Here is a 23,949-nt window from a genome sequence, read left to right as displayed (position 1 = left end):
GCGACCAGCGACCAGCGGCGCTGGCGGGCGCGAATGAAGCCGGTCACGCGCGCCGAGGCGCGGTCGGACTGACAGAGGCAGCGGGCTTTTCGGTTGTCGCGCCAGGTCGCAGCCTCGCAGGTCAGCGGCGGCGGCCCCGGACGGCGTGGGTTGCGGTGTTGCAGCATGGCGCTGCTGCATGATCGGAGTGCAATCGCGCGGGCCGCGGTATCCCTAGTCCGCAGCGAAAGGGGGCCAGACACGCAGGTTGCGTGGTCGCCCATCTATTCCGGGCTGACGGCGATGCGTGTGGTCGCGCAGCATGTCGGTGCTGAAGGCAGGGCAATCACGGGTGTCCTGCCCGGTAGCCGTGGCTTTTCAGATCCCGTCTGGGCCTTGGCAGTGCGCGAGGATATTGCGCGCGCGTTGCCGCACATCCTGCAACGCCCCCGCCGCGTTGCGATCTTGTCACATCCGCCGCGTGCAGGACCGTTCCTCTGACGGGGCAGGGGGCACGGTCGTCGGACCAGTTTCATCAGCAAAAAGGCCGCGCGACCCGGAAAAACTTGGCCACCGCGCGCAACGCAATGCTGCACTGCGGCGTTAGGGCCACATCCTCTGTCAGAAAGGCCACATCTGGGAATCATATGAGCGACATCAAACCCCCATTCACCGATATCGACATCCAGACTGCGGACGAAGGCTTTTACGAAGGCTATTCGTTGCCGGTCACGCTGGCCGCAAAGATCGGCTTTGCCGTGCTGACGGCCTGGGCGCTGCTGATGCCCGGCGCGGCCGAGCACGCGCTGGCATGGCTGAACACCGAGATCCTGTCGGTCTTCAATTTCTTCTACATCGCGGTTGTCGGGGTTTTCGCCTGGTTCCTTCTGGTGGTGGCCCTTGTCCCGGCATCGGGGCAGCTTCGCCTTGGGAAACCGGACGAAAGGCCCGAATTCAGCACGTTTTCGTGGTTTGCGATGATGTTCGGTGCCGGTCTGGGTGTCGGTCTGATGGTCTATTCCACCGCCGAGCCGCTGAGCCTGTGGCAGACCAATCCGCAGATCATCCAGGGACAGGTCGCGCCGCTGAGCGCCGAGGCGCTGACCTCGGCCTTTCGCTATACCTTCCTGCATTACGGGCTGCATGCGTGGTCGATCTATGTCGTGACCGGCCTGTGTCTGGCCTATTACGCCTATACCCGTGACATGCCGCTGACGATCCGCACGGCGCTGACGCCGATCTTTGGCCGCTACATGAACGGCGCGCTTGGCAATGTCGTCGACGTGCTGGGCGTGGTGGCGACCATCCTTGGCATTGCGGTGACCATCGGCTTTGGCATCAGCCAGTTGGTCGAGGGGGTCTATTCCATCTCGGGCGCGGAATGGCTGCTGCAGGCGGGTCAGAACGGTTCGCCGCCCATGCCGTCCACGGTCGGGCTGATCGCGGCGCTGATCGTCGTCATGGGCATGTCGATCCTGTCGGCCGTGTCCGGCGTCGGGCGCGGCGTCAAATATCTGTCGAACCTCAATCTGGTGCTGTCGACGGTGCTTCTGCTGATCTTTGTCGTGTTCGGGGCCTTCGGCTTTGCGATGACCACCTATGGTCAGGCGCTGGCGGATTATGTGCTGCATTTTCCGGCGCTGTCCTTCGAGGCCTATTCGACCTCGAATGAGCTGGGGCAATGGCAGGCGGGCTCCACCACGTTCTATTGGGCATGGTGGATCGCGTTTTCGCCCTTTGTCGGCCTGTTTCTGGCCCGCATCTCGCGCGGCAGGACGATCCGGGAATTCGTGCTGGGTGCGGTCATCATGCCGTCGCTGGTGTGTTTCCTGTGGATGACGGCGCTTGGCGGCACGGCGATCGATCTGGAGATGTCGGGCGTGGCCGGCGGCGCGATCATCGATGCCTCGCTGACCAACAAGCTGTTCGTGACGCTGCATTATCTGGTCAGCGATCAGTTGTTCGGCTGGCTGTCGGTGATGTGCGTGGTGCTGATCCTGACATTTCTGGTCACCTCGGCGGATTCGGGGCTGCTGGTCATCAACACGATCATGGCCGGAGGCGATGAGGAAACCGGCGTGCGCCACCGCATCACCTGGGGCGTGCTGCTGACGCTGGTGATTGCCGCGCTGATCGTGGCCGGAGGCGGCGGGCTGTTCGTGTTGCAGGACGCCATGATTATCGGCGCGCTGCCGTTTTCGTTCGTGATGCTGGCGATGTGCGTGTCGCTGACCAAGGCGCTGTATCGCGATCACCTGCGCAGCAAGGCCGAAGAGGAACAGGCGGCCTGAGGAACCAACCGCCGGGCCGCGTCGCGGCAGCCCGGCGGTTTTCGCCATGTGCAACAGGGGACAGGGGCGCACCCCTGTCCCTTTTTTCCGCTTAGAATTGCAGGCCCATCGCCAGTCCGCCCAGCAGATAGCAGATGGCGGTGATCAGCAGGATGCCCACCAGATTAAGCACCAGACCGCCGCGCGCCATTTGCGCGATGGTGACCTTGCCCGTCCCGAAGACGATGGCATTGGGCGGCGTGCCGACCGGCAGCATGAAGGCGCAGGTCGCGGCCAGCGCCGCCGGGATCAGCAGCGTCATCGCATCCGCGCCGATGCCCAGGGCCACACCGCCAAGGATGGGGATGAAGGTCGCGGCGGTCGCCGTGTTCGAGGTCACCTCGGTCAGAAACAGGATCATCGTGACCACGGCGGCGACCAGAAGCAGCGTCGGCAAGGTGCCCAGACCCTCGACCTGCGTGCCGATCCAGCCGTCAAGCCCCGAGGCGCCGACCGCAGATGCAAGGCTGAGACCGCCGCCGAACAGCAAGAGCACCCCCCAGGGCAGACCCTTTTCCGCATCCTGCCATGTCAGGACCATCTGACCGCGCCCCTTGCCGGGCAGCAGGAACATGGCGATGCCCGCGCCGATGGCGATTGCGGTATCGTCCAGCGCATCAAGCCACGGCATCGCGGCACCGATCGCCGGGATCGTGCTGAGCAGCCCCGGAACCACCCACAGGAACGCCGCGCCAAGGAACACATACAGCACCATGCGTTCGCCCTGGCTCATCGGTCCCAGATCGGCGATCTGTTCGTTGATCATCGCGCGGCCGCCCGGAATTTCCGGCAGATCAAAGCGATACAGCACGCGCGTCATCAGCCACCATGCGATCAGGATGAAGGCCAGCGCCAGCGGCGTGCCCAGCATCATCCATTCCAGAAAGCCGATGGGGCGGCCCAGCTCATCGGCGGCATAGCCCGCCACGATGGCATTGGGCGGGCTGCCCAGCAGCGTGCCCAGCCCGCCGATCGAGGCCGACCATGCGATGGCCAGCATCAGACAGACCCCGAAGGCCCGCACCTGAGGATCGCGCACCATGTCGGCGATCGAGCCCTCGGTGTCGATCTCGTCGGGGGATTGCGTCGTCGTGCGGTCGATGACCAGCGTCAGCACCGACAGCCCGATGGGCAGCATCATCAGCACCGTCGCGGTATTCGACACCCACATCGACAGAAAGCCGGTCGCCAGCATCATGCCAAGGATGATCTGGCGCGGCTGCACGCCAACCCGGCTGAGCGTCAGCAGCGCGATGCGCCGGTGCAGGTTCCATTTCTCCATGGCGATGGCGATCAGGAACCCGCCCAGAAACAGAAACACGATGGTGTTGCCATAGGCGGCCGTGGCTTCGGCGACCGTGCGCTCGGTGAATGCCGGGATCAGGACGATGGGCAGAAGGGCAGTGGCCGACAGGGGCAGGGCCTCGGTCATCCACCAGACGGCCATCAGCACGCCCATGGCTGCGACGACCCTGCCATCGGGCGACAGCCCCTCGGCCGCGCCCAGCAGCGCATAGGTCAGCCCCGCCACGGCCAGTCCCAGCCCGCGCATGATCCAGACGGCGCCGGCCCCATCGGGCGTTGTGGTTTCTGACATAGCTCTCCTCCTTGTCGTTGGTGCGGGCCTTCCATCCCCCGGATCGGACATGCCGGTGTGCCGCCACATGCGGGGGGTGGAACGCAACAAAGGTCGACAATGCCCTTGACCGTTAGGCAGGGCAACCTTTGCGCGGAAATTGATCGGACGCGGCGGCGGGGGCCTTGCGGCTTGTGCAGCTAAAGGGAAGCGGCCCGGTCACTGAACCACCCCCGCGAGCCAGCCCGGCACCACGCTGTTCCAGCGGAGCAGGTGCAGGACGCCGATCAAGGCGGAACAGGCCGCGCCGGTCAGGATCACTGCCCAGATCGACCAGCCCAGCCAATGCGTCACCGGCTTGGAGGCCCTGTCATGGCCAAGGGCGGCGGTCACTTCGGCGGCCTCGCGCTGATTTAGCCATGTGCCGTTGCGCGTGAGGGAGTTGCAGGCGCCGCGCTGGTCCGCGTTCTGGCGCGGCGCGCGGGCAATCATGGCAACGCGGAGGCCAGCGGCAAAGGCGCCTGCCATCCGCCGCCGCCTGTCGCGATCAAAAAAATCGCCGGGGCCGAACAGCAAGATTGACTCTGAATGTTACGTGTTACATGTAACACGTAACACAAGCTTTGGGAGGAGCGGTGATGCCTGCAAAAAGCGCCATGCGCATCGCGCAACCGCCCTCGCTTGCCACAATGGCCGCCGACAGGCTGCGCAATGCCATCATCGACGGCGAATTCACCCTGGGCGAAAACATCTCGGAAGAGCGTCTGTGCGAGGCGTTCGGGATCAGCCGCTCGCCGGTGCGGGATGCGCTGAACGCGCTGCAATTCACCGGGCTGGTCGAAGTCCGCCCCAAGCGCGGCAGTTTCGTGTTCAACCCGACCGAGGACGATGTCGCCAAGCTGTGCGACTATCGTTTCATGCTGGAACGCGAGGCGGCGCTGATGGCCGTGCGCGATGACAAGGACGCATTGGCGCGCCAGCTTCAGGATGCCGTGGCGGCCATGGTGCAGGCCCATGCAAATGGCGATCGCCGCGCCTATGGTCATGCCGATACCGCCTATCATGCGGCGTTTTTCCTGTGCTGCGGCAACGGTCTGATGCGCGACGCCTATCGTCTGGCCGAGGCGCGGCTGGCGACGCTGCGCACGCTGCTGACCGCCCCCTTTGACGAGCGGCGCGAATCCGGTCTGGCGCAGCATCGCGACATGGCCGAGGCGCTGCTGTCCGGCGACACCGCCGGTTTTGAGGCCATGCTGAAGGTCCATGCCGACTGGACCGGCCGTCTGACAGCCGCCTTGCAATCGCAAAAGGAACACCCCAAGCCATGACGGATCAGACCAAGCACCTGCGCGACCTGCTGACGCAGGGCCGCATCATCGCAGCGCCCGGCGCGCCCGATGCCCTGTCGGCCCGGCTGATCGCGCAAAGCGGGTTTCCGGCGGTCTATATGACCGGGCTGGGGGCCACCGCCAGCCGTCTGGGCGTGCCCGATCTTGGCCTGCTCAGCCAGACCGAGATGGCCGATCAGGCCCGTGCCATGGCCGCGGTCGCGGGCGTGCCGGTGATTGCCGATGCCGATACCGGCTATGGCGGGCCGCTGAACCTGCGCCGCGTCATCGACGATTACGCGCAGGCTGGGATCGCCGCCTTCCATGTCGAGGATCAGCAGATGCCCAAGCGTTGCGGGCAGTTGTCGGGTGCGCGCCTTGTCAGCCCCGCCGAGGCCGAGGCCCGGCTGCGGGCCGCCGTGGCCGCCCGCGACGCCAATCCGCGCGACATGGTGGTCATCGGCCGCACCGACGCTTTGGGGGCCGAGGGGATCGAGGCGGCGCTGGACCGCGCCCGCCGCTATGCCCAGACCGGGGTCGATCTGGTCTTTGTCGATGGCATCCGCACCGTCGCGCAGGTCGAGGCCGTGGCCCATGCGCTGCCCGGTCCCAAGGTGGTCAGTCTGGTCGATGGCACCGAAGCCGCGGCGCTTGGGCTGGATGACCTGCAAGAGATGGGCTTTGCGATCTGCCTGTTCGCGATCACCACGCTGCTGGCCAGCCTGACCGCTCAGGCCGAGGCGCTGGACAAGCTGCGCGCGACCGGCCGCATCGCGCCGAACCCCGAGGGCTTCGACTATGCCCGCTTTTCCGCCCTGGTCGATCTGGCCAGCCATCAGGCCTTTGCGCATGAGCATGAGGCATGAGCGCGCCGGTCGTCCTGATCACCGGCGGCGCGGCAGGCATCGGGCTTGCCATCGCCGCGCGCGCCTTGGCGCGGGGGGCGAAGGTCTGGCTGTGGGACCGCGACGCCGATGCGCTGCATGCTGCCAGAACCGTATGGGGCGGCGATGTGCGGACGGCCGAGGTGGATCTGGCCGATCCGGACGCCATCCTGCGGGCTGAAACCCGGCTTGCCGAACTGCCGCCCACGCATCTGGTCAACAATGCCGGGATTCTGGGCCAGCCAATGGCGCTGGACGCCATGCAGGCCGATGAGATCCAGCGCGTGCTGGCGATCAATGTCACCGGCACATTGCTGGCCAGCGCCGCCTTTCTGCGCGCCCGCGCCGCGCATCCGCAGGCGGCGATCGTCAACATGTCCTCGATTGCCGGGACCAATGGCGGCGCGCCGGGCCATGCGGTCTATGGCGCCTCGAAAGCGGCGCTGCTGGCGCTGACCAGCGCGATGGCCCGCGATCTGGCGCCCGGCATCCGCGTCAACGCGCTGGCACCCGGCATCATCGACACCGAGATTCAGAAGTCCGTCTTCGCCAGCCGCGCGGCGCTTGAGGCCACGGCCCAAGGCATCCCGCTGGGCCGCTTAGGCACCCCGGACGAGGTGGCAGAGGCCGCCGAATGGCTGCTGTTCGCCGCCGCCTATGTCACGGGCGAAACCATGCGCGTCGGAGGAGGGCGCAAATGAAACAACTTGATCGCTGGTTCTTTCGCGCCATCGACATCGCGCTAGTCGGCCTGCTGGCCGCGATGACGCTGATGGTCTTTGGCAATGTCGTGCTGCGCTATGGCTTTGGCTCGGGTCTGGATTTCTCCGAGGAGATGTCGCGCTTCTGCTTTGTCTGGCTGATCTTTCTGGGCTCGGTCGCGGCGATGCGGCGCAATCTGCACATGGGATTTGACATGGTGGTCGTCATGGTCCGCCCGCAGGTCCGCCGCGTGCTGCTGACCATCGCCAACGGGCTGATCCTTGCCTGCTGCCTGCTGCTGCTGGTCGGCACGCTGATGCAATGGCACATCAACGCAACGAACATCGCCCCCGTCACCGGGATGCCGATGAGCTGGCTGTTCGGCGTGGCCGTCCCCATGAGCCTGTGCGTCGGCATCATGGCCGCCATCCGCATGGTCGGCTATGCCACGGGCCGCCTGACCAGCATTCCCACCCCGCATGGCGAGGTGCATGAATGAGCCTGGTCATCTTTCTGGGCGTGCTGATTGCCGCCATGGCCGTGGGCGTGCCCATCGCCTTTTCGCTGATCCTGTGCGCCGTCGCCATGGGCTTTGCGCTGGACATGTTCGACCCTCAGATCATCTCGCAACGCATGATCGTCGGCGCAAACAGCTTCACGCTGCTGGCGATCCCGTTCTTTCTGCTGGCGGGCGAGTTGATGAACGCGGGCGGCATGTCGCGCCGGATCGTGGCCTTTGCCATCTCGCTGGCCGGGCATTTCCGGGGCGGTCTGGGCGTGGTGGCGATCTTTGCCGCGATCATTCTGGCCTCGCTGTCGGGATCGGCTGCGGCGGATACGGCGGCGCTGGTCACGATGCTTTTGCCGATGATGCGCGGCGCGGGCCATGATGAGGCGCGCTCGGTCGGGCTGCTGGCCTCGGGCGGGATCATCGCGCCGATCATTCCGCCGTCGATCGCCTATATCATCTTCGGGGTGGCCACGAACCTGTCGATCAGCCAGCTGTTCATGGCGGGCATCGTGCCGGGCATCATGATGGGGCTGGGCGCGCTGGCCGCCTGGATGATCGTGTCGCGGCTGGACGATGTCGAGCCCCTGCCGCGTGCCAGCTGGGCCGAACGCGGCCGCGCCACGCGCGATGCGATCTGGGCGCTGGGTCTGCCGGTCATCATTCTGGGCGGGATCCGTTTCGGCATCGTCACCCCGACCGAGGCCGCTGTCGTCGCCGTCATCTATGCGCTGTTCGTGGGCATCGTGATCTATCGCGAACTGAAGCCTTCGCAACTGTTCGAGGTCTTCCGCAATGCCGCGACCACCACGGCCGTGGTGATGCTGCTGGCCGCAGCGGCGCTGGCGACGGCCTGGTTCGTGTCCATCGCCGATCTGTCGGGCATCGTTCTGGGCATCGTCGAGCCGCTGATCGAGCATCCGAAGATCCTGATGGCCGTCATCATGCTGCTGATCATCGCCGTGGGCACGGCGCTGGATATGGGCCCGACCATCCTGATCCTTGCGCCGGTGCTGCTTCCGGTCGTCAAGGAAGCCGGGATCGACCCGATCTATTTCGGCGTGCTGTTCGTCATCAACTGCGCCATCGGGCTGGTGACGCCGCCCGTGGGCATCGCCTTGTCCGTGGCCTCGGGGGTGTCGGGCGTGCCGATGCACCGGGCGGCCATGGGCGCCATGCCCTTCATGATCGCGCAGCTGAGTGTCCTGTTCCTGCTGGTCATGTTCCCGCAACTGGTGCTGTGGCCGATGGAATGGCTGCGCTAGACCCGCAAATCCGCATTCAATCTTTGGGAGGAGAACCACATGAAATGCCACGTTAAAGCCCTGCTTGCCAGCACGCTGATCGCTGCGGCCATGGCCGCCCCGGCGCAGGCCGAGATCGGACGCCACACCTTCAAGGTCTCGAACGGTGCGGCCGAGGATCATCCGGTCTCGGCCGGGATCAAGGGCATGTCGGAATGTCTGGTGGGCAAGACCGACGGCAAGATGAAGCTGCGCGGCTTCTATAACGGCGAGCTGGGCGACGATGCCGAGGCCACGCAATCGGTGCGCTCGGGCTCGATCGAGATGGTGGTGACCGGCGCCGCCGCCATCGGCGGGATCGAACCGGCGATGAGCGCGTTCGAGCTGCCGTTCCTGTTCAACTCGGATGCCGAGGTGGATGCGGTGATGACCGGCCCCTATTACGATCATGTCGCGGCCAAGATGCCCGCGCATGACCTGATCCTGCTGTCGATCTGGGAAAACGGCTTCCGCAACTCGACCAACAACAAGCACGCGATCAGCAAGGCCGAGGATTTCGCCGGGCTGAACTTCCGCGTCATGCAGAACCCGATCTTTCTGGACACCTTCCGCCGTCTGGGCGCGAACCCCGTGCCGATGGCTTTTGGCGAGGTGTTCACCGCGCTGGAGACCGGCGCGGTGGACGGTCAGGAAAACCCGCTGCCGCTGATTCAGGCCAGCCGCTTTTATGAGGTGCAAAAATATCTGACCCTGACGCGCCACGCCTATTCGCCGACGCCGGTGCTGATGTCGAAAAAGGTCTGGGACAAGCTGGACCCGGAAGAGCAGGCGCTGGTGCAGGACTGCGCCAAGGAAGGCCGCGACAAGCAGATCGAACGCTCGCGCGCGGCGGTGACCGAGGCGCTGGCCGAGTTGCAAGAGCATGGCATGGAGGTGACCGAGCTGACCCCCGAGGCCACGGATCACCTGCGCGAGCTGGTGGTTCCGGTGCTGGAAGCCGCGATCCCGACCGTGGGTCAGGAAAACTATGATCTGCTGCTTGCGGAACTGACCAAGCTGCGCGGCGAATAACGCCGCGCCCCCCTTCGGCGCGGCGTTCCTCCCCGCCGCGCCGATCCTGTCCTTGCCAAAGGTTTGCCCATGCCCGCCCGATCCGATGCCTGCCTTGCCGCGCTTGCCGCAGCCTTTCCCCCGGCCGCCCTGCTGCAGGGTGCCGACATTCCCGCGCGCAATCTGCAGGACACCAGCTATCTGCCCACCGAGGCGCCGTTGGCCGTCTTGCGCCCGGATACGCCCGAAGGCGTGGCCGAGGTCATGCGGATCTGCGCCGCGCATGGCGTTGCGGTGGTGCCGCAGGGCGGGTTGACCGGGCTGGCGGGCGGGGCCCATCCCATCGCGGGCGCAGTCATGCTGTCGCTGGAGCGGCTGGCGGGGATCGAGGAGATCGACCCCGCCGCCGCCACCATGACCGTGCGCGCCGGCACGCCGCTGGAGGTGATCCAGCGCGCCGCCGACGATGCGGGCTTCTTCGTCGCGCTGGATCTGGGCGCGCGGGGATCGTGCCAGATCGGCGGCAATCTGGGCACGAATGCCGGCGGCAACCGGGTGATCCGCTATGGCATGGCGCGCGAGATGGTGCTGGGGCTGGAATATGTGCTGCCCGATGGCACGCTGGTCACCAGCCTGAACAAGATGATCAAGAACAATGCGGGCTATGATCTGAAACAGCTTTTCATCGGGTCAGAGGGCACGCTGGGCGTCATCACCCGTGCCGTCCTGCGTATGCAACCCAAGCCCGGCTGCGTGAATGCCGCGCTGTGCGGCATGGACAGCTACGGCGATGTCGTGGCTCTGCTGGGCCAGGCGCGGCGTGGTCTGGGGCCGATGCTGTCGGCCTTCGAGGTGATGTGGGCCGATTACTGGCACGAGGCGACGGTGACGGTGGGCGTCCGCTCTCCGCTGGGCGGGGCGCATCCGTTCTATGTGCTGATCGAGGCGCAGGGCCTGTCCGAAGACATCGACGGCCCGCGCTTCCAGTCATGGATCGAAAGCCAGTTCGAGGCCGGGCTGATCGCCGATGCCGCCATCTCGCAAAGCATGGCCGATGTCGGCGCGTTCTGGGCCACGCGCGATGCCTGTTCGGAATTCGGCAGCCGCCTTGGCCCGCATGTGGCCTTTGACGTGGGTTTGCCGGTCGCGGTGATGGACGATTTCGCGCAAGCCTGCAAAGCCCGGCTGGCCGACCGTGTGCCGGATGCGTTTTCGGTCTATTACGGCCATATCGGCGACGGCAACCTGCATCTGATCGCGCTGTCCAAGGGCGCGCAGGTACAGCCGATGACGCAGATCTCGGCTGCGGTCTATGAGACCGTGCGCGATTTTGGCGGCACGGTCTCGGCGGAACATGGCATCGGGCTGCTGAAAAAACCCTATCTTGGCTATACGCGGACCCCGCAGGAACTGGCGCTGATGCGGCGGTTGAAGGCGGCGATAGATCCGCAAGGCATCCTGAACCCCGGAAAGGTGTTCGACATGGAGGAAGGCGCATGAACCGGCTGAAACAGCGGATCGAGGCGGGCGAACAGGTTGCGGCGGCCTGGGTCGAACTGGGCAATCCCGACATTGCCGAAATCATGGTGCGCCACGGTTGGACCACGCTGGTCATCGACGGCGAACATGGGGTCGGTGATCTGGACGACTGGGTGGCCGTCGCCCGTGCCGTCGAAGCGGCGGGCGGCGAGGTGGTGCTGCGCGTCCCCGACGGATCGGACACCACGCTGAAGCGGGTGCTGGACCGGGGTTTCCGGTCGCTGATCGTGCCGATGGTCAACACCGCCGCCCAGGCGCGCGAGATCGTCGCGGCCTGCCGCTATCCCGGCCTTGGCCGACGCGGCTATGCGGCGCCGATCCTGCGCGCCTCGGACTGGGGCGCGCGTCCCGGCTATGCCCGCGACGAGGCCAGCAAGGAACTGCTGCTGATGCTGCAATGCGAACATATCGAGGCGGTCGAGAACCTGCCCGAGATCGCCGCCGTCGAGGGGGTCGATCTGATCTTTATCGGCCCCAACGATCTGGCCGGGTCGATCGACCATCTGGAACGCATGGAGGACCCCGCCCCGCAGGATCTGCTGCGCCGGATCGAGGCGGGCGCCGCTGCCGCGGGCAAGCCTCTGGCGACGATCCTTGGGGCCGGGCGCGGCTGGACGCAGCTGCGCGCGCTTGGCTATCGCTTCATGGTCGGGCCGAACGACATCTCGATCCTGATCGCCGGGGCCCGCGCCAGCGCCGCCGAGCGCGACAACCTGCTGGCCAGCGCCGTGGCGCAATACTGAAGCCCCGCGCCAAGGCGCGATCTTTAAGGCTTGGGCTGGCAACCGATCCGCAACGCAGCAAGCGGGCGGGATCGGTTGTCAGCGTCTGCCACAGACCCGGCGCGCCATAAGAAAATGGCATGGCATCGCTGCCGAACTGCTATTGGACAGATGGCGCGCCGGCCCACATCTTCCCGCCAAAAGGGAGAGCCTCATGTCCATCACCGTTGAATTGTCGCAATTTGTTGCCGAAACCCGGTCGGGCGACATTCCACCGCAGGTGCGCGACCGCGCGCTGGCGCTTGTCACCGACTTTGCCGCCTCGGCCATCCGCGCGGCCGAGGATTGCCCGTCAAGCCATGTCATCTTCCGGACCCTGGACCGTCTGGGCATGGCCGCCGAGGGCGATTGCACGGTGTTCGGCCTGTCGCGGCGCTATGGCGCGGCGGCGGCGGCGCTGCTGAACGGTGCCTTTGGCCATTCGCTGGATTTCGACGACACCCATGCCGACAGCTCGCTGCATCCCAGCGCGCCGGTGGTGCCTGCCGCGCTGGCGGCGGCCGAGCTGACCGGCGCATCGGGGGCGGATCTGCTGGCCGCCGTGGTGATCGGCTTCGAGGTCTGCTGCCGTCTGGGCATGGCGCTGGACCCGGCATCGCATTACGCGCGCGGCTTTCATCCGACGGCCACCGCAGGGGGCTTCGGCGCGGCGGCCGCTGCCGGCCGCCTGCTGGGCCTGAATGCCCAAGGCATCGAGGCGGCCTTCGGGATTGCCGCCAGTCAGGCGTCGGGCTCGTTGCAGTTTCTTGAGAACGGCGCATGGAACAAGCGCTATCAGGTCGGCGAGGCGGCGATGAAGGGGCTGATGGCGGCGACGCTGGCATCGGACGACTTTGTCGGCGCGCTGGATGCGCTGAACGGCAGGCATGGGTTCCTGAAGGGTTATTCGGATGCGGCGGACCCGGCCAAGGCGGTGGCGGATCTGGGCGGCGTGTGGGAAACCATGCGCATTGGCGTGAAGCCCTATCCGGCCTGCCGCTATACGCATGCCGCCGTCGACGGCCTGCTGGAGCTGTGCCGGACCGAGGGCATCGGGGCCGCCGATATCTCGCGCATCGTGGTGGGTCTGCATCGCAACGGCATCGCGCTGGTCGGCGCGCCCTTGCCCGCCAAGCGCCGCGCCCGCAGCATCGTCGAGGGCCAGTTTTCCATGCCCTTTGCCGCTGCGGTGGCGCTGCAACGCGGCCGCTTTGGCTGGGACGATTACGACCTGCTGGGCACAGCCGAAACCGATGCGCTGTCCGACAGGATCGAGGTGCAGCATGACGGCTCGCTTGAGGGGCTGCGCCATCCCTTCGGGGCCACGCTGCGCGTCGAAACCAGGGGCCGCGTGATCGAGCGCCGCATCGCCGATCCCTCGGGCGAGCCGGAGACCTTTCCCAGCGCCGCCGCCAGCGAAGCGAAGTTCCGGTCGCTGACCGATCCGGTCCGGAACGGCGGCACCGCCGACTGGCTGGAGCTGATGCGCGGGCTGTCCGGCGCGCCCTTGGTCAGCGCCCATCTGAAACAGGCGTGAGCCGGCCTTGGCGCTTGCCATCGGGGCCATCTGGCAGCGGGTTTTCAACCGGCGGGCAATGTCCCGGATCGGCTGCGAATGGGCCATTCCCAGCCATCCATGCCATACATCGATGTTATGACCATTAGATATATCATATATTTGATGTATCGCAGCGATCAGATCATTTTCGACCCTGCCAAAGCGATGTTCAGGAGGATCTTCGCCCAAGGCAGGGCCGGAACGCCGGTCAGCAGAATTCAGGGAGGAACTATGCTTAATCGTCGTCATTTCGTCGCCTTGGCGGGCGCTGCCGCCATTGCGATCTCGGCCGCCATGCCCGCCTTGGCCCAGAACCCGATCATCATCAAGTTCAGCCATGTCGTTGCGCCCGATACGCCCAAGGGCAAGGGCGCGGCCAAGTTCAAGGAACTGGCCGAGCAATATACCGACGGCAAGGTCAAGGTCGAGATCTACCCCAACAGCCAGCTTTACAAGGACAAGGAAGAGCTTGAGGCGCTGCAACTGGGCGCGGTGCAGATGCTGGCCCCGTCTTTGGCGAAGTTCGGCCCGCTGGGCGTGCAGCAATTCGAGCTGTTCGATCTGCCGATGCTGTTCAAGGATCGCGATGACCTGCGCAAGATCACCGAGGGCGAGGTCGGCAAGACCCTTCTGGGCATGCTGGACGCCAAGGGGATCAAGGGGCTGGCCTATTGGGACAACGGCTTCAAGATCATGACCGCCAACAGCCCGGTGGTGCATACCGACGATTTTCTGGGCCTGAAGATGCGCATCCAGTCCTCGAAGATCCTTGAGGCGCAGTTCGAGGCGCTTGGCGCCGTGCCGCAGGTCATGGCGTTTTCGGAAGTCTATCAGGCGCTGCAGACCGGGGTCGTCGATGGCACGGAAAACACGCCGTCGAACACCTATACCCAGCGCGTGAACGAGGTGCAGAAATACGCCACCGTCTCGAACCACGGCTATATCGGCTATGCGGTGATCGTGAACAAGGCGTTCTGGGACGGCCTGCCCGAGGATGTGCGCACGAACCTCGACAAGGCCATGGCCGAGTCGACCGAATACGCCAACTCGATCGCCGAGGAAGAAAACAAGACCGCGCTTGAAGCGATGCGGGCCGACGGAGCCACCGAATTCCACGACCAGACCGAGGAAGAACGCGCCGAATGGTTCGAGGTGCTGAAGCCCGTGCATGAGGAAATGGCCGACCGCATCGGCGCCGATCTGATCCAGCAGGCCTATGCCGAACTTGGCATTCAGTGATTGCTGACCCGGGCGCGCGATGCACGCGCGCCCCTTTCATCCAAGAGGTTTGCCCATGTTGCTGCGCATCCTCGACCGTCTCGAAGAAATCCTGATCTCGGTGTGCATGGCTGTGGCCGTTGCACTGATCTTCGTCGCGGTCGTTCACCGTTTCTCGCTGACCGTATCGGCGGATCTTGTGGGCTTTGCCCGCGCGCATGAAATGCCGTGGCTGCAGGATACGGCCCGGTCGACATTCAGGTTCATCAACTCGCTCAAGCTGACCTGGGCGCAAGAGGCCTGCATCTATCTGTTTGTCTGGATGGCCAAGTTCGGCGCGGCCTATGGCGTCCGGCTGGGCATCCATGTCGGCGTCGATATCCTTGCCGAAAGCCTGCAGGGACGCGCCCGCAAGGTGCTGACCACCATCGCCATGTCGGGCGGCATCCTGTTCACCGGCATCATCACCTGGATCGGCACGGATTTCGTCTGGCACATCTGGAAGGGCGGGCAGATCTCGCCCGATCTGGAGATGCCGATGTGGATCATCTATCTGGCCGTGCCGCTGGGTTCGGCGCTGATGTGCTTCCGCTTCGTTCAGGCGCTCTATCTGTATCTGACCACCGGCTACATCGCCCATCACGACCACGGTGCCGTCGATGGCATCGAGGATGAGGCCGAAATCGCCTCGGAGGGCAAGGCATGACCGCGCTTATCATCTTTGCCATTCTGGCGATCCTGCTGGTCACCGGCATGCCGGTGTCCATCGCGCTGGGTCTGACGGTCTTTACCTTCCTGTTCGGCTTCACCGAGATCCCGATGGACAGCATCGCGCTGAAGCTGTTCACCGGCATCGAGAAATTCGAGATCATGGCGATCCCGTTCTTCATCCTTGCCGGAAACTTCCTGACCCATGGCGGCGTCGCCAAACGCATGATCCGCTTTGCCACCTCGCTGGTGGGGCATTGGTATGGCGGCATGGGGATGGCTGCGGTCATGGCCTGCGCGCTGTTTGCCGCGATCTCGGGCTCATCGCCTGCCACGGTGATGGCGGTGGGGTCGATCATGATCCCGGCTATGGTCAAGCAGGGCTATCCGCCGCATTTCGGCGTCGGCTCGATTGCCACGGCGGGCGGGCTGGGCATCCTGATCCCACCCTCGATCGTCATGGTGATGTATGCGGTGGCGACCTCGGGCATGGTCGTGACCGGCCCGAATGGCGAGGCGGTGAAATCGGCCTCGATCGGCACGCTGTTCATGGCGGGGGTGATCCCGGGGCTGATGCTGGCGGCGATGCTGGCCGCGACCACCTGGCACCGCGCGCGCAAGAACAACTATCCGCGCATGCCGCGGGCGTCCTGGGGCGAACGCTGGCGTGCCTTCCGGCAGTCGGTCTGGGGCCTGATGCTGATCGTCATCATCATGGGCGGCATCTATGGCGGCATCTTCACGCCGACCGAGGCCGCCGCCGTCAGCGCCGTCTATGCCTTTGTGATCGCGGTGTTCGTCTACAAGGACATCACGCTGCGCGAGGTGCCGCGGGTGCTTCTGTCCTCGGCGGCGATGTCGGCGATGCTGCTTTACATCATCACCAATGCCGTGATGTTCGCCTTCATCCTGACCTCGGAACAGATCCCGCAGGCCATGTCGGACTGGATCGTCGATCTGGGTCTGGGCAAGATCGGCTTCCTGCTGGTGGTGAACCTTCTGCTGCTGGGCATCGGCATGGTGATGGAGCCGTCGGCCATCGTGCTGATCATGGCGCCGATCCTGTATCCGGTGGCCGTCAAGCTGGGCGTCGATCCGGTCCATTTCGGCATCATGATGGTGGTCAACATGGAGATCGGGCTGTGCACGCCGCCCGTGGGGCTGAACCTCTATGTCGGCTCGGCGATATCCAAGCTGGGGCTGACGCAGGTCAGCAAGGCGGTGTCGCCATGGCTGCTGACCGCGCTGATGTTCCTGATCGTGATCACCTATATCCCCGAGATCACGCTGTTCCTGCCAAGATTGCTGGGCATGAACTGACACGGGAAAGGGGCCGCCCGAAGCGGCCCCTTTTTGGATGTGTGGGGGAATGATTTTCAGATAAATCAATATTATAACCGATATGCTTTTTCGCTATTTGCGGCATGGTCCGATCGCCGCTAGCGTTTCTTCTTCGGGACGGATGGAGGATCCATGTTCCCGCGAACCCCCGAGGAGGCATCCATGAAGATCACCGGCACGCGCTTTTGCGCAGGGGCTGCGCTTTTGGCACTGATATCTGCAGGTGCCGCTGAGGCGCAGTCAAAGAATTTGGATCGGGCGCAGCATTGCGCCGCGCTGGAGGGGGCCAGCGTCCCGGCAGATGCCATCGGGCTGCCGACCGGGGGTACGGTGGTCAAATCGGCAATGCTGGTTCAGGGACTGCCCACCCCGGGGCTTGCGGGCGAGTTTTGCCGGGTCATCGCCGCGGTCCAGCCGTCGCCGACAGATGCGGCGACCGGCACACCGCCGATCCAGTTCAACCTGAACCTTCCCAGCGACTGGAACGGCAAGGCGGTCCACATGGGGGGCGGTGGTTACAACGGCATGGCGGCCAGCGGTACGCTGTGGGTGTCGCATGCGCGCGGAACGCCGCCGCTTGCCAAGGGCTATGCGACCTTCGCATCGGATTCCGGGCATACCGGGCTGAGCACCAGCGCGGATTTCGCCAGCAACGACGCGGCTTTGCTGAATTTTGCCCATGAGCATATCAAAAAGACCCATGACGCAGCCTTTGCCCTGATCCAGCAGCATTACGGCAAGGCCCCGTCGCGGTCCTATTTCGCCGGGGCATCCACCGGCGGGCGCGAGGGGCTGACGGCGGTCCAGCGCTATCCTCAGGATTACGATGGTGTCTATGTCAACGCGCCTGCGATCTATTTCTGGGGGATGCGGCTGATCGGGCTGAAACTGGGACAGCAAGCCTATGGCGCGCCGGGCAATTTCGTCAGCCCCGAGCAGTTTCAGGCGATCAATGCCGCCGCGACCGACGCCTGCGACGGCGACGATGGCGCGCCGGACGGCATCATTTCCGATGTGGCCGCCTGCAAGGCAAAGCAGGCGCAGATCGTCGAAAGCCTGACATGCAAGGGCGACGGCGACAACGCGGTCTGTCTGACCCCCGAACAGTTCCGGACGGTCGAGGCATTGTCCGAGGATTTCACGCTGCCCTATGACATGGCTTACGGGGTCAATTCCTATCCCGGCTATGACGTGATGCAGGGCGTGCCGATCCGCGGCAATCTGGGCATGGGCAGCTCGCCCACGCTGGCCGATCCGGTCAACAGTCTGGAAAACGGCTATCTGTTCGCGCAGGGCGTTGGCTATCTTAGCTATTTCGTGACGCGCGGCGCGCCGTTCGATCCGATGACCTTCGATGTGGCCAATCCCGGCACATACAAGGACAGGCTGGTCGAACTGTCGGCGGTGATTGGCGCGATGAACCCCGATGTGGAAGCGTTCCGCGCGGCGGGGGGCAAGCTGCTGTTCACGCAAGGCGCGGCCGATGAGGCAGTCAGCGTCGGCGGCAGCATCCGCTATTACGACCAGCTTGTCGCACATTACGGCCAGCAGGCGACCGACGATTTTCTGCGGTTTTATGTGATCCCCGGCTTTGCGCATGGCCTGGGCAACTTCATCCCGACATGGGAAGCCGTCGATGTGCTGGATGCCTGGGTCGAAAAGGGCGAGGCTCCCGACCGGCTGGAGGCCAGTGACGCCAACCCGGCAACTGCTGGCCGCACCCGCCCGCTGTGCCGCTATCCGGCGATCCCGGTCATGAAGGCCGGCGGTGATGTGAACAGCGCCGAAAGCTTCGACTGCGTGACGCGGTAACGCGCGCCCTTTCGCCCGCCGTCCGGTCAGGCGGCGGGCATTCGCCAGGCCTTCGGGCCGCTGACATGCACCGAATTGCCGCGCGCATCGACGCCGACCGTGACCGGCATGTCCTGGACGACGAATTCGTGGATGGCCTCCATCCCCAGATCGTCAAAGGCCACGACCCGCGCCGCCTTGATCGCCTGCGACACCAGATAGGCCGCACCGCCCACCGCGACCAGATAGGCCGCGCCGTTCTGGGCGATGCTGGCGACGGTCTGCGCGCCGCGCTCGGCCTTGCCGATCATCACCGCGACGCCAAGCCGTTCCAGCATCATGTCGCTATAGCCGTCCATCCGGGTCGAGGTGGTCGGCCCGGCGGGGCCCACGACCTCGGTTCCGACTGGATCCACGGGGCCGACATAATAGATGGCGCGGTCCCGGAAATCGACCGGCAGCGGCTGGTCCGCGGCCAGCATGTCGCGGATGCGGCGATGGGCGGCGTCGCGCCCGGTCAGCAGATGTCCCGACAGCAGCAGGCTTTCGCCGGGCTGCCATCTGGCGATGTCGTCGCGGGTCAGCGTATCAAGGTTCACCCGCCGCGCGTCCTGCCATGCGTCGCGGAAATCCAGTTCGGGCCAGTCGGCAAGCTGCGGCGGCTGCAATTGCGCGGGCCCCGAGCCGTCCAGCGTGAAATGCACATGCCGGGTCGCGGCGCAGTTCGGCACCATCGCAACCGGAAGCGATGCGGCATGGGTCGGAAAGCTGCGGATCTTGACATCCAGCACCGTCGTCTGGCCGCCCAGACCCTGCGCGCCGATGCCCAGACCATTGATGCGGTCGATCAGCTTGAGCCGCAATTCCTCTTCGGGGGTTGCCGGGCCGCGGGCGCGCAGCTCGGTGGCGTCGATGGGCTCGTTCAGCACCTGCTTGGCCATGGTCATCGCCTTGTCGACGCTGCCACCGATGCCCAGCCCCAGAATGCCCGGCGGACACCAGCCCGCGCCCAGCGTTTCGACCGTGTTCACCACCCAGTCCGCAACCGAGGCCGAGGGGTTCAGTACGGCGAATTTCGTCTTGTTTTCTGACCCGCCGCCTTTGGCGGACACGTCGAAGGTCACGCTGTCGCCCGCCACCATCTCGACGGTCAGCATCGCGGGGGCATTGTCGCGGGTGTTCCGGCGCCGTCCGAACGGATCGGCCACGACCGAGGCGCGCAGCGGGTTCGTGTCATTGCGATAGGCGCGGCGCACCGCATCGTCGACGATGGCTTGCAGGGGCCGGTCCCAGCCCAGCCGCGCCCGGACGCCGATGCGGACAAAGACATTGGCGACGCCGGTATCCTGACAGATCGGGCGGTGGCCCGTCGCGCTCATCCGGGAATTGACAAGGATCTGCGCCATGGCGTTTTTCGCCGCCGGGCTTTTTTCGTGCCGCCATGCCCGCGTCATCGCCTGAATGAAGTCGCGCGGGTGGTAATAGGAGATGAATTGCAGCGCATCGGCAACGCTGTCGATGACATGGTCTTCGGTGATGACAGACATGGCTGGGCCTTATGGGACGTGCTTGTCGGGTTCGGAATGGTCCAGAAGCGTGGCCCCGATCCAGTGGCGGTTGCGCGCCAGATCGCGCAGCGTGTCGCGCGCCAGATGCAGAACGACGGTGACGGCATTGGTCATGGGCCGGTCGGTGGAATGCGCCAGATGCACGGTGCGGCGCAGCGCCGGGCGGCAGATCGGCCAGTTCGACAGCCGCCCGGCCGCCACCTCGGTGGCGATGGCGTTTTCGGGCAGGATGGAATAGCCAAGCCCCGCCGCCACCAGCGACTTGATATTGTTGTAGCTGTCCACATCAATGACCGTGTTCAGCCGTTCGTCATCGCCGCGCGCGTGGCGCATAAGCAGATCGCGCAGACCATGCCCCTCTCCGGGCAGGATCAGCGGTTGGCGGATGGCTTCGGCAAAGGGCAGATCCGTTCCGGCAGGCGGCAGCCCGTCGCGGAGCGCCAGCGCGGGCGTGCCAAAGAACTGCAGCGGTTCTTCAAGCAGCGCCTCGGTCCGGATGCCGTGTTCGGCCACCTCGCCATACAGGACGGCAAGGTCGATGCTGCCGTCGCGCATCCATTGCTGGACGAAACCGCTCATGGCTTCGGCGATGCGCAGCTTGATCTTGGGATAGCGCAGATGGACGGCGGTAATCAGCGGCACGCCCAGAATTTCGCCGATGGTGCCGGGCAGGCCAAGGCGGACCTCGCCTTCGGGGTCGTTCTGGTGGCCGCGGATTTCCTCTTCGGCGACGGTGAACTGGTCAAGGATGGTCCGGGCGTGCCGCAGCAGGATATTGCCTGCCTCGGTCGGTTCGACCCCGCGCGGGGTGCGAAACAACAGCGCGGTGCCAAGGTCGGCCTCCATGTTGCGCACATGCAGCGACAGCGCGGGCTGGGCCACGTGCAGAAACTCTGCCGCGCGCGAGAATGAGCCATGTTCGACGATGGCGATGAAATAGCGCATCTGGCGCATGTCGATCATGGCTGCGATCCGTCATGCGCAAGGGGGGCAAGCGGGGCCAGCGTCCAGCAGATCAGCGGCTGCACCAGAAGCGCCTGACCGTCGCGCACCATGATGTTTTCCCGCCATGCCCGCGCCAGTGCCGGGGCCTGCGCCACGGCGGCGGCGCTGCGGTCCGGGTCGATCCGCGCCAGATACTCGACGAAATCCTGCAGATCGTCGAAGCGGCTTTCGCGGCTCCAGCGGTTCAGATCGCGCAATTCCGCCTGCCGCGACGAGATCAGCGCCTCGACCGCCCGCATCGCCGCGTCGCGCTGGGGCGACTCGTCCTCGATCGGGCGCATGGCGCGAAAGAAGCTGCCGCTGTTCAGGGGTTCGATGACGTAAAGCAGGCCGCCGGGGCGCAGCACGGCCAGCGCGCCGCGCAGCGCATCGCCCATGGCATGGGGATCGACGTGATGCAGCGCGTTGATGAAACAGGCGGCATCGAAGCGCGGCAGATCCGCAGGCAGCGCCTCGGCCTTGGCCCGCAGAAACCGCGTGTCGGGCAGTCGCGCACGGGCCCGCGCCAGCGCGCGATCCGACGGATCGCATCCGGTCAGCGTAAAGCCCGCCTCGACCAGCAGCGCAGTCATATTGCCTTCGCTGCACCCCAATTCAAGGATCTGCCGGGCGCCATGATCGCGCAGGCTTTGCACCAGCCACCCCACCGTGTCGGCATTGACAAGGCGCGCCCGCTGCATCGGATCGTCCTGCCTGCGCAGCGCTTTCGCCAGCGGCATCGGTTCCTCCCCTATTCCCGGATGCACAAGACCATGCCCAAGCTAAAACTTCAAATGCCGTATGGGCGAGCGTTTATATATTTTTGTTATGGGCGCATTGCAAAACCCCTATTGGACGCGCCAGACTGGCGGGCGCAGATTGGGTCTGGTCGAATGCCGAAGGGGTCTTGATGCCATCTCTCATGCGGCGCTGCGCGGATGCGGCGTCTTCGACCGGCGACGGCAGCCCGGTTCCGCCATCATGACACCGGCGCTGTCTGCACGGATGCTGCGGCTGGGCGGGGTGTTTCCTGCCGGGACCGCCTTGGCGACCATCGCCTATGAATACAGCCTCAGCCCTGTGGCCGCCGCCCTTGCCGGGGCGCTGGCAGTGGCAGGCGTCGCCGTCTTCAGCATCGCCGACCGCAGGACGCCGGTGGTCTTTGTCTTTGTCGGTCTGGCGCTGATCGCGGTGGCGCTGGCCATGGGCGAGGGGGCGGGCGCGGCGATCTGGACCGCCGTGCAGCGCGGCAGCTTCGTCGTGGCGCTGTACACGGCCCTGACCAGCATCCGCATCGCCGCCACCGGATCGCATGAGATTTTGGACTGCGGCCGTTTTCTGGCCAGCCAGCCGCCGGGACGCCGGTATGTGGCGCTGACGGCGGGCGGGCATCTGTTCGGCCTGATCCTGCTTTACGGCTCGATCGGTCTGCTGGGCGGGCTGGCGGCGGAAAGCACCGCCCGAGAGCCGAACCCCGAGCTTCGTCAGGCCCGGCTGCGCCGCATGCTGGTCGCCATCAACCGGGGCTTTGCCTCGACGCTGTGCTGGTCGCCCTTGGGCTTTTCCATGGCGATCACCACGGCGCTGATCCCCGGCGCCAGCTGGTCGGCGGCGCTTCTGCCCTGTCTGCTGAACGCGGCGGTGCTTTTGTTGCTGGGATGGCTGCTGGACAGCCTGTTCAAGCCAAGGCTGACACAGGCCGCCCCGCCGCGTCAGGCCCCCTCGGGCGGCTGGCTTTTGCATCTGCGCCCGCTGCTGATCCTGCTGTCGGTGGTGATCGCCGGGGTCAGCATCATCCATTTCGCGGCCGGGGTGGACGTGATCGGCGCGGTCATGTCCTTCGTGCCCGCCGTGGCCGTGGTCTGGATCTGGCTTCAGGGCGGACAGTCGGGCAACGGGCGCTGGGGTCATCTGGCGCGGCGCATGGGCATGTTCGTCACCCGCGAGCTTCCGGCCTATGGCAGCCAGATCGTGCTGCTGTTCATGGCGGCGTTCATCGGCAGCCTTGGGTCGTGGCTGCTGGTGCCGCTGATGGGGCAACTGGGGCTGGATCTGACCGCGCTGTCGCCTGCCGTCATTCTGGTGGCTTTGGTGTGGCTGATGCCGCTGACGGGACAATTGGGCATGAACCCGATCCTGTCGGCCTCGTTGATCCTGCCGATGCTGCCTGCGGCGGATCAGCTGGGGGTGCCCGCGGCGGCGCTGGTGGCGGCGGTGACCGGCGGCTGGGCCATCAGCGGCGCGACATCGCCCTATACCGCCTCGGTTCTGCTGATGGGCAGCTATGGCAATGTCTCGGCGCGGCGTGCCGGTCTGGTCTGGAACGGCGCTTATGCGCTGGTGACGAGCTGTGTGATTTCCGTCTTGGTGCTGCTTTATGCGACATGGGGGTAATGCGATGATCGATCATCTGGACCATCTGGTGCTGACCACCACCGACGAAGACGCCTGCATCGGCTTCTATGTCGGGCTGCTGGGCATGAGGCTGGAAGAGTTCGGGGCAGGGCGCAAGGCGCTGCGCTTTGGCCGGCAGAAGATCAATATCCACGTCAAGGGCCATGAGTTCCAGCCCAAGGCGCATCTTCCGGTGCCCCGCGCGCTGGATCTGTGCTTCATCGCCGACCGTCCGCTGGATCAGGTGATCGCAGCGCTGCGCGCGGCGGGGGCCGCGATTGTCGAAGGCCCGGTTCAGCGCAGCGGCGCAACCGGCCCGATCCGGTCGATCTATTTGCGCGACCCGGATCTGAACCTGATCGAGATCTCGGAATACATATAACGATTATATATACCAGATAGGCACATCATATATTTGATATATCCTTTGCCCCGCCGCATCCTGCGCTTCGGGGACCGTCACGCGCGGTCTGGGGAGGCTAAGGA

General features: G+C 65.4%; 22 protein-coding genes. 17 read left to right on the top strand and 5 right to left on the bottom strand.

The window, feature by feature from the left end:
• Positions 1–165 precede the first annotated feature (165 nt).
• Both GL284_RS07875 and GL284_RS07870 read left to right on the top strand, forming a co-directional pair.
• Positions 166–480 (top strand): hypothetical protein, encoded by a 315-nt coding sequence (locus GL284_RS07875; RefSeq protein WP_155044057.1) that lies wholly within the window; start codon positions 166–168, stop codon positions 478–480.
• A 146-nt stretch (positions 481–626) separates the two neighbouring features.
• The gene (locus tag GL284_RS07870; RefSeq protein WP_155044056.1) at positions 627–2,270 is read left to right on the top strand and encodes a BCCT family transporter; all 1,644 of its coding nucleotides are present in this window, start codon (positions 627–629) and stop codon (positions 2,268–2,270) included.
• Between the two features lie 91 nt (positions 2,271–2,361).
• On the opposite strand, the gene GL284_RS07865 is transcribed toward GL284_RS07870, so the two are convergent.
• Together GL284_RS07865 and GL284_RS07860 are read right to left on the bottom strand one after the other, a co-directional pair.
• Positions 2,362–3,906, bottom strand: a complete 1,545-nt coding sequence (locus GL284_RS07865; RefSeq protein ID WP_155044055.1) for an SLC13 family permease — start codon at positions 3,904–3,906, stop codon at positions 2,362–2,364.
• 198 nt (positions 3,907–4,104) lie between these two features.
• Positions 4,105–4,413, bottom strand: coding sequence for a hypothetical protein (locus GL284_RS07860; RefSeq protein WP_155044054.1), 309 nt, complete (start codon positions 4,411–4,413; stop codon positions 4,105–4,107).
• Between the two features lie 110 nt (positions 4,414–4,523).
• On the opposite strand from GL284_RS07860, the gene GL284_RS07855 reads away from it, so the two are divergent.
• The 13 genes from GL284_RS07855 (at position 4,524) to GL284_RS07795 (ending at position 18,538) form a co-directional block, all read left to right on the top strand.
• Positions 4,524–5,213 (top strand): GntR family transcriptional regulator, encoded by a 690-nt coding sequence (locus GL284_RS07855; protein ID WP_155044053.1) that lies wholly within the window; start codon positions 4,524–4,526, stop codon positions 5,211–5,213.
• Positions 5,210–6,079, top strand: a complete 870-nt coding sequence (locus GL284_RS07850) for an isocitrate lyase/PEP mutase family protein (protein WP_155044052.1) — start codon at positions 5,210–5,212, stop codon at positions 6,077–6,079. Before GL284_RS07855 ends, GL284_RS07850 begins: the two co-directional genes overlap by 4 nt.
• On the top strand, positions 6,076–6,798 hold the full coding sequence (locus GL284_RS07845) for an SDR family NAD(P)-dependent oxidoreductase (protein WP_155044051.1): 723 nt from the start codon (positions 6,076–6,078) through the stop codon (positions 6,796–6,798). The genes GL284_RS07850 and GL284_RS07845 overlap by 4 nt, the downstream gene beginning before the upstream one ends.
• Complete coding sequence (locus GL284_RS07840) at positions 6,795–7,298, top strand: TRAP transporter small permease (RefSeq protein ID WP_155044050.1); 504 nt, start codon at positions 6,795–6,797, stop codon at positions 7,296–7,298. The genes GL284_RS07845 and GL284_RS07840 overlap by 4 nt, the downstream gene beginning before the upstream one ends.
• Complete coding sequence (locus tag GL284_RS07835) at positions 7,295–8,572, top strand: TRAP transporter large permease (protein WP_155044049.1); 1,278 nt, start codon at positions 7,295–7,297, stop codon at positions 8,570–8,572. Before GL284_RS07840 ends, GL284_RS07835 begins: the two co-directional genes overlap by 4 nt.
• Positions 8,573–8,611: 39 nt before the next feature.
• Positions 8,612–9,622 carry a TRAP transporter substrate-binding protein DctP gene (gene dctP, locus GL284_RS07830; RefSeq protein ID WP_155044048.1) on the top strand — a complete coding sequence of 337 codons (1,011 nt, stop codon included), beginning with the start codon at positions 8,612–8,614 and terminating at the stop codon, positions 9,620–9,622.
• A 69-nt stretch (positions 9,623–9,691) separates the two neighbouring features.
• Entirely contained in the window at positions 9,692–11,101 is a 1,410-nt protein-coding gene (locus tag GL284_RS07825; RefSeq protein ID WP_155044047.1) for an FAD-binding oxidoreductase, read from the top strand.
• A complete protein-coding gene (locus GL284_RS07820) occupies positions 11,098–11,883 on the top strand; it encodes an HpcH/HpaI aldolase family protein (RefSeq protein ID WP_155044046.1) in 786 nt (261 codons plus the stop codon). Before GL284_RS07825 ends, GL284_RS07820 begins: the two co-directional genes overlap by 4 nt.
• Positions 11,884–12,076: 193 nt before the next feature.
• Positions 12,077–13,438 carry an MmgE/PrpD family protein gene (locus tag GL284_RS07815; protein WP_155044045.1) on the top strand — a complete coding sequence of 454 codons (1,362 nt, stop codon included), beginning with the start codon at positions 12,077–12,079 and terminating at the stop codon, positions 13,436–13,438.
• Positions 13,439–13,690: 252 nt separating this feature from the next.
• Positions 13,691–14,698, top strand: coding sequence for a TRAP transporter substrate-binding protein (locus GL284_RS07810; protein ID WP_155044044.1), 1,008 nt, complete (start codon positions 13,691–13,693; stop codon positions 14,696–14,698).
• Positions 14,699–14,753: 55 nt separating this feature from the next.
• Entirely contained in the window at positions 14,754–15,383 is a 630-nt protein-coding gene (locus GL284_RS07805; RefSeq protein ID WP_155044043.1) for a TRAP transporter small permease, read from the top strand.
• Positions 15,380–16,705, top strand: coding sequence for a TRAP transporter large permease (locus tag GL284_RS07800; RefSeq protein ID WP_155044042.1), 1,326 nt, complete (start codon positions 15,380–15,382; stop codon positions 16,703–16,705). Before GL284_RS07805 ends, GL284_RS07800 begins: the two co-directional genes overlap by 4 nt.
• Before the next feature lie 153 nt (positions 16,706–16,858).
• On the top strand, positions 16,859–18,538 hold the full coding sequence (locus GL284_RS07795) for a tannase/feruloyl esterase family alpha/beta hydrolase (RefSeq protein WP_155044041.1): 1,680 nt from the start codon (positions 16,859–16,861) through the stop codon (positions 18,536–18,538).
• A 26-nt stretch (positions 18,539–18,564) separates the two neighbouring features.
• On the opposite strand, the gene GL284_RS07790 is transcribed toward GL284_RS07795, so the two are convergent.
• From GL284_RS07790 to GL284_RS07780, 3 genes are read right to left on the bottom strand one after another with little or no spacing between them, the layout of a single operon-like run.
• Entirely contained in the window at positions 18,565–20,064 is a 1,500-nt protein-coding gene (locus tag GL284_RS07790; protein ID WP_155044040.1) for a fumarate hydratase, read from the bottom strand.
• A 9-nt stretch (positions 20,065–20,073) separates the two neighbouring features.
• Positions 20,074–21,048, bottom strand: coding sequence for a LysR family transcriptional regulator (locus GL284_RS07785; RefSeq protein WP_155044039.1), 975 nt, complete (start codon positions 21,046–21,048; stop codon positions 20,074–20,076).
• A complete protein-coding gene (locus GL284_RS07780; protein WP_155044038.1) occupies positions 21,045–21,809 on the bottom strand; it encodes a class I SAM-dependent methyltransferase in 765 nt (254 codons plus the stop codon). Before GL284_RS07780 ends, GL284_RS07785 begins: the two co-directional genes overlap by 4 nt.
• A gap of 241 nt (positions 21,810–22,050) precedes the next feature.
• Between GL284_RS07780 and GL284_RS07775 the strand changes: the two genes are divergently transcribed.
• Complete coding sequence (locus GL284_RS07775; RefSeq protein ID WP_155044037.1) at positions 22,051–23,463, top strand: hypothetical protein; 1,413 nt, start codon at positions 22,051–22,053, stop codon at positions 23,461–23,463.
• A gap of 4 nt (positions 23,464–23,467) precedes the next feature.
• A complete protein-coding gene (locus GL284_RS07770; protein WP_155044036.1) occupies positions 23,468–23,845 on the top strand; it encodes a VOC family protein in 378 nt (125 codons plus the stop codon).
• The last annotated feature ends 104 nt before the right edge of the window (positions 23,846–23,949 follow it).

This window comes from Paracoccus shanxieyensis, from assembly GCF_009711265.1.
Lineage (GTDB): Bacteria > Pseudomonadota > Alphaproteobacteria > Rhodobacterales > Rhodobacteraceae > Paracoccus > Paracoccus shanxieyensis.
The sequence above is the reverse complement of the archived record's forward strand: the minus strand, read 5'-3'. Positions and strand labels throughout refer to the sequence as shown.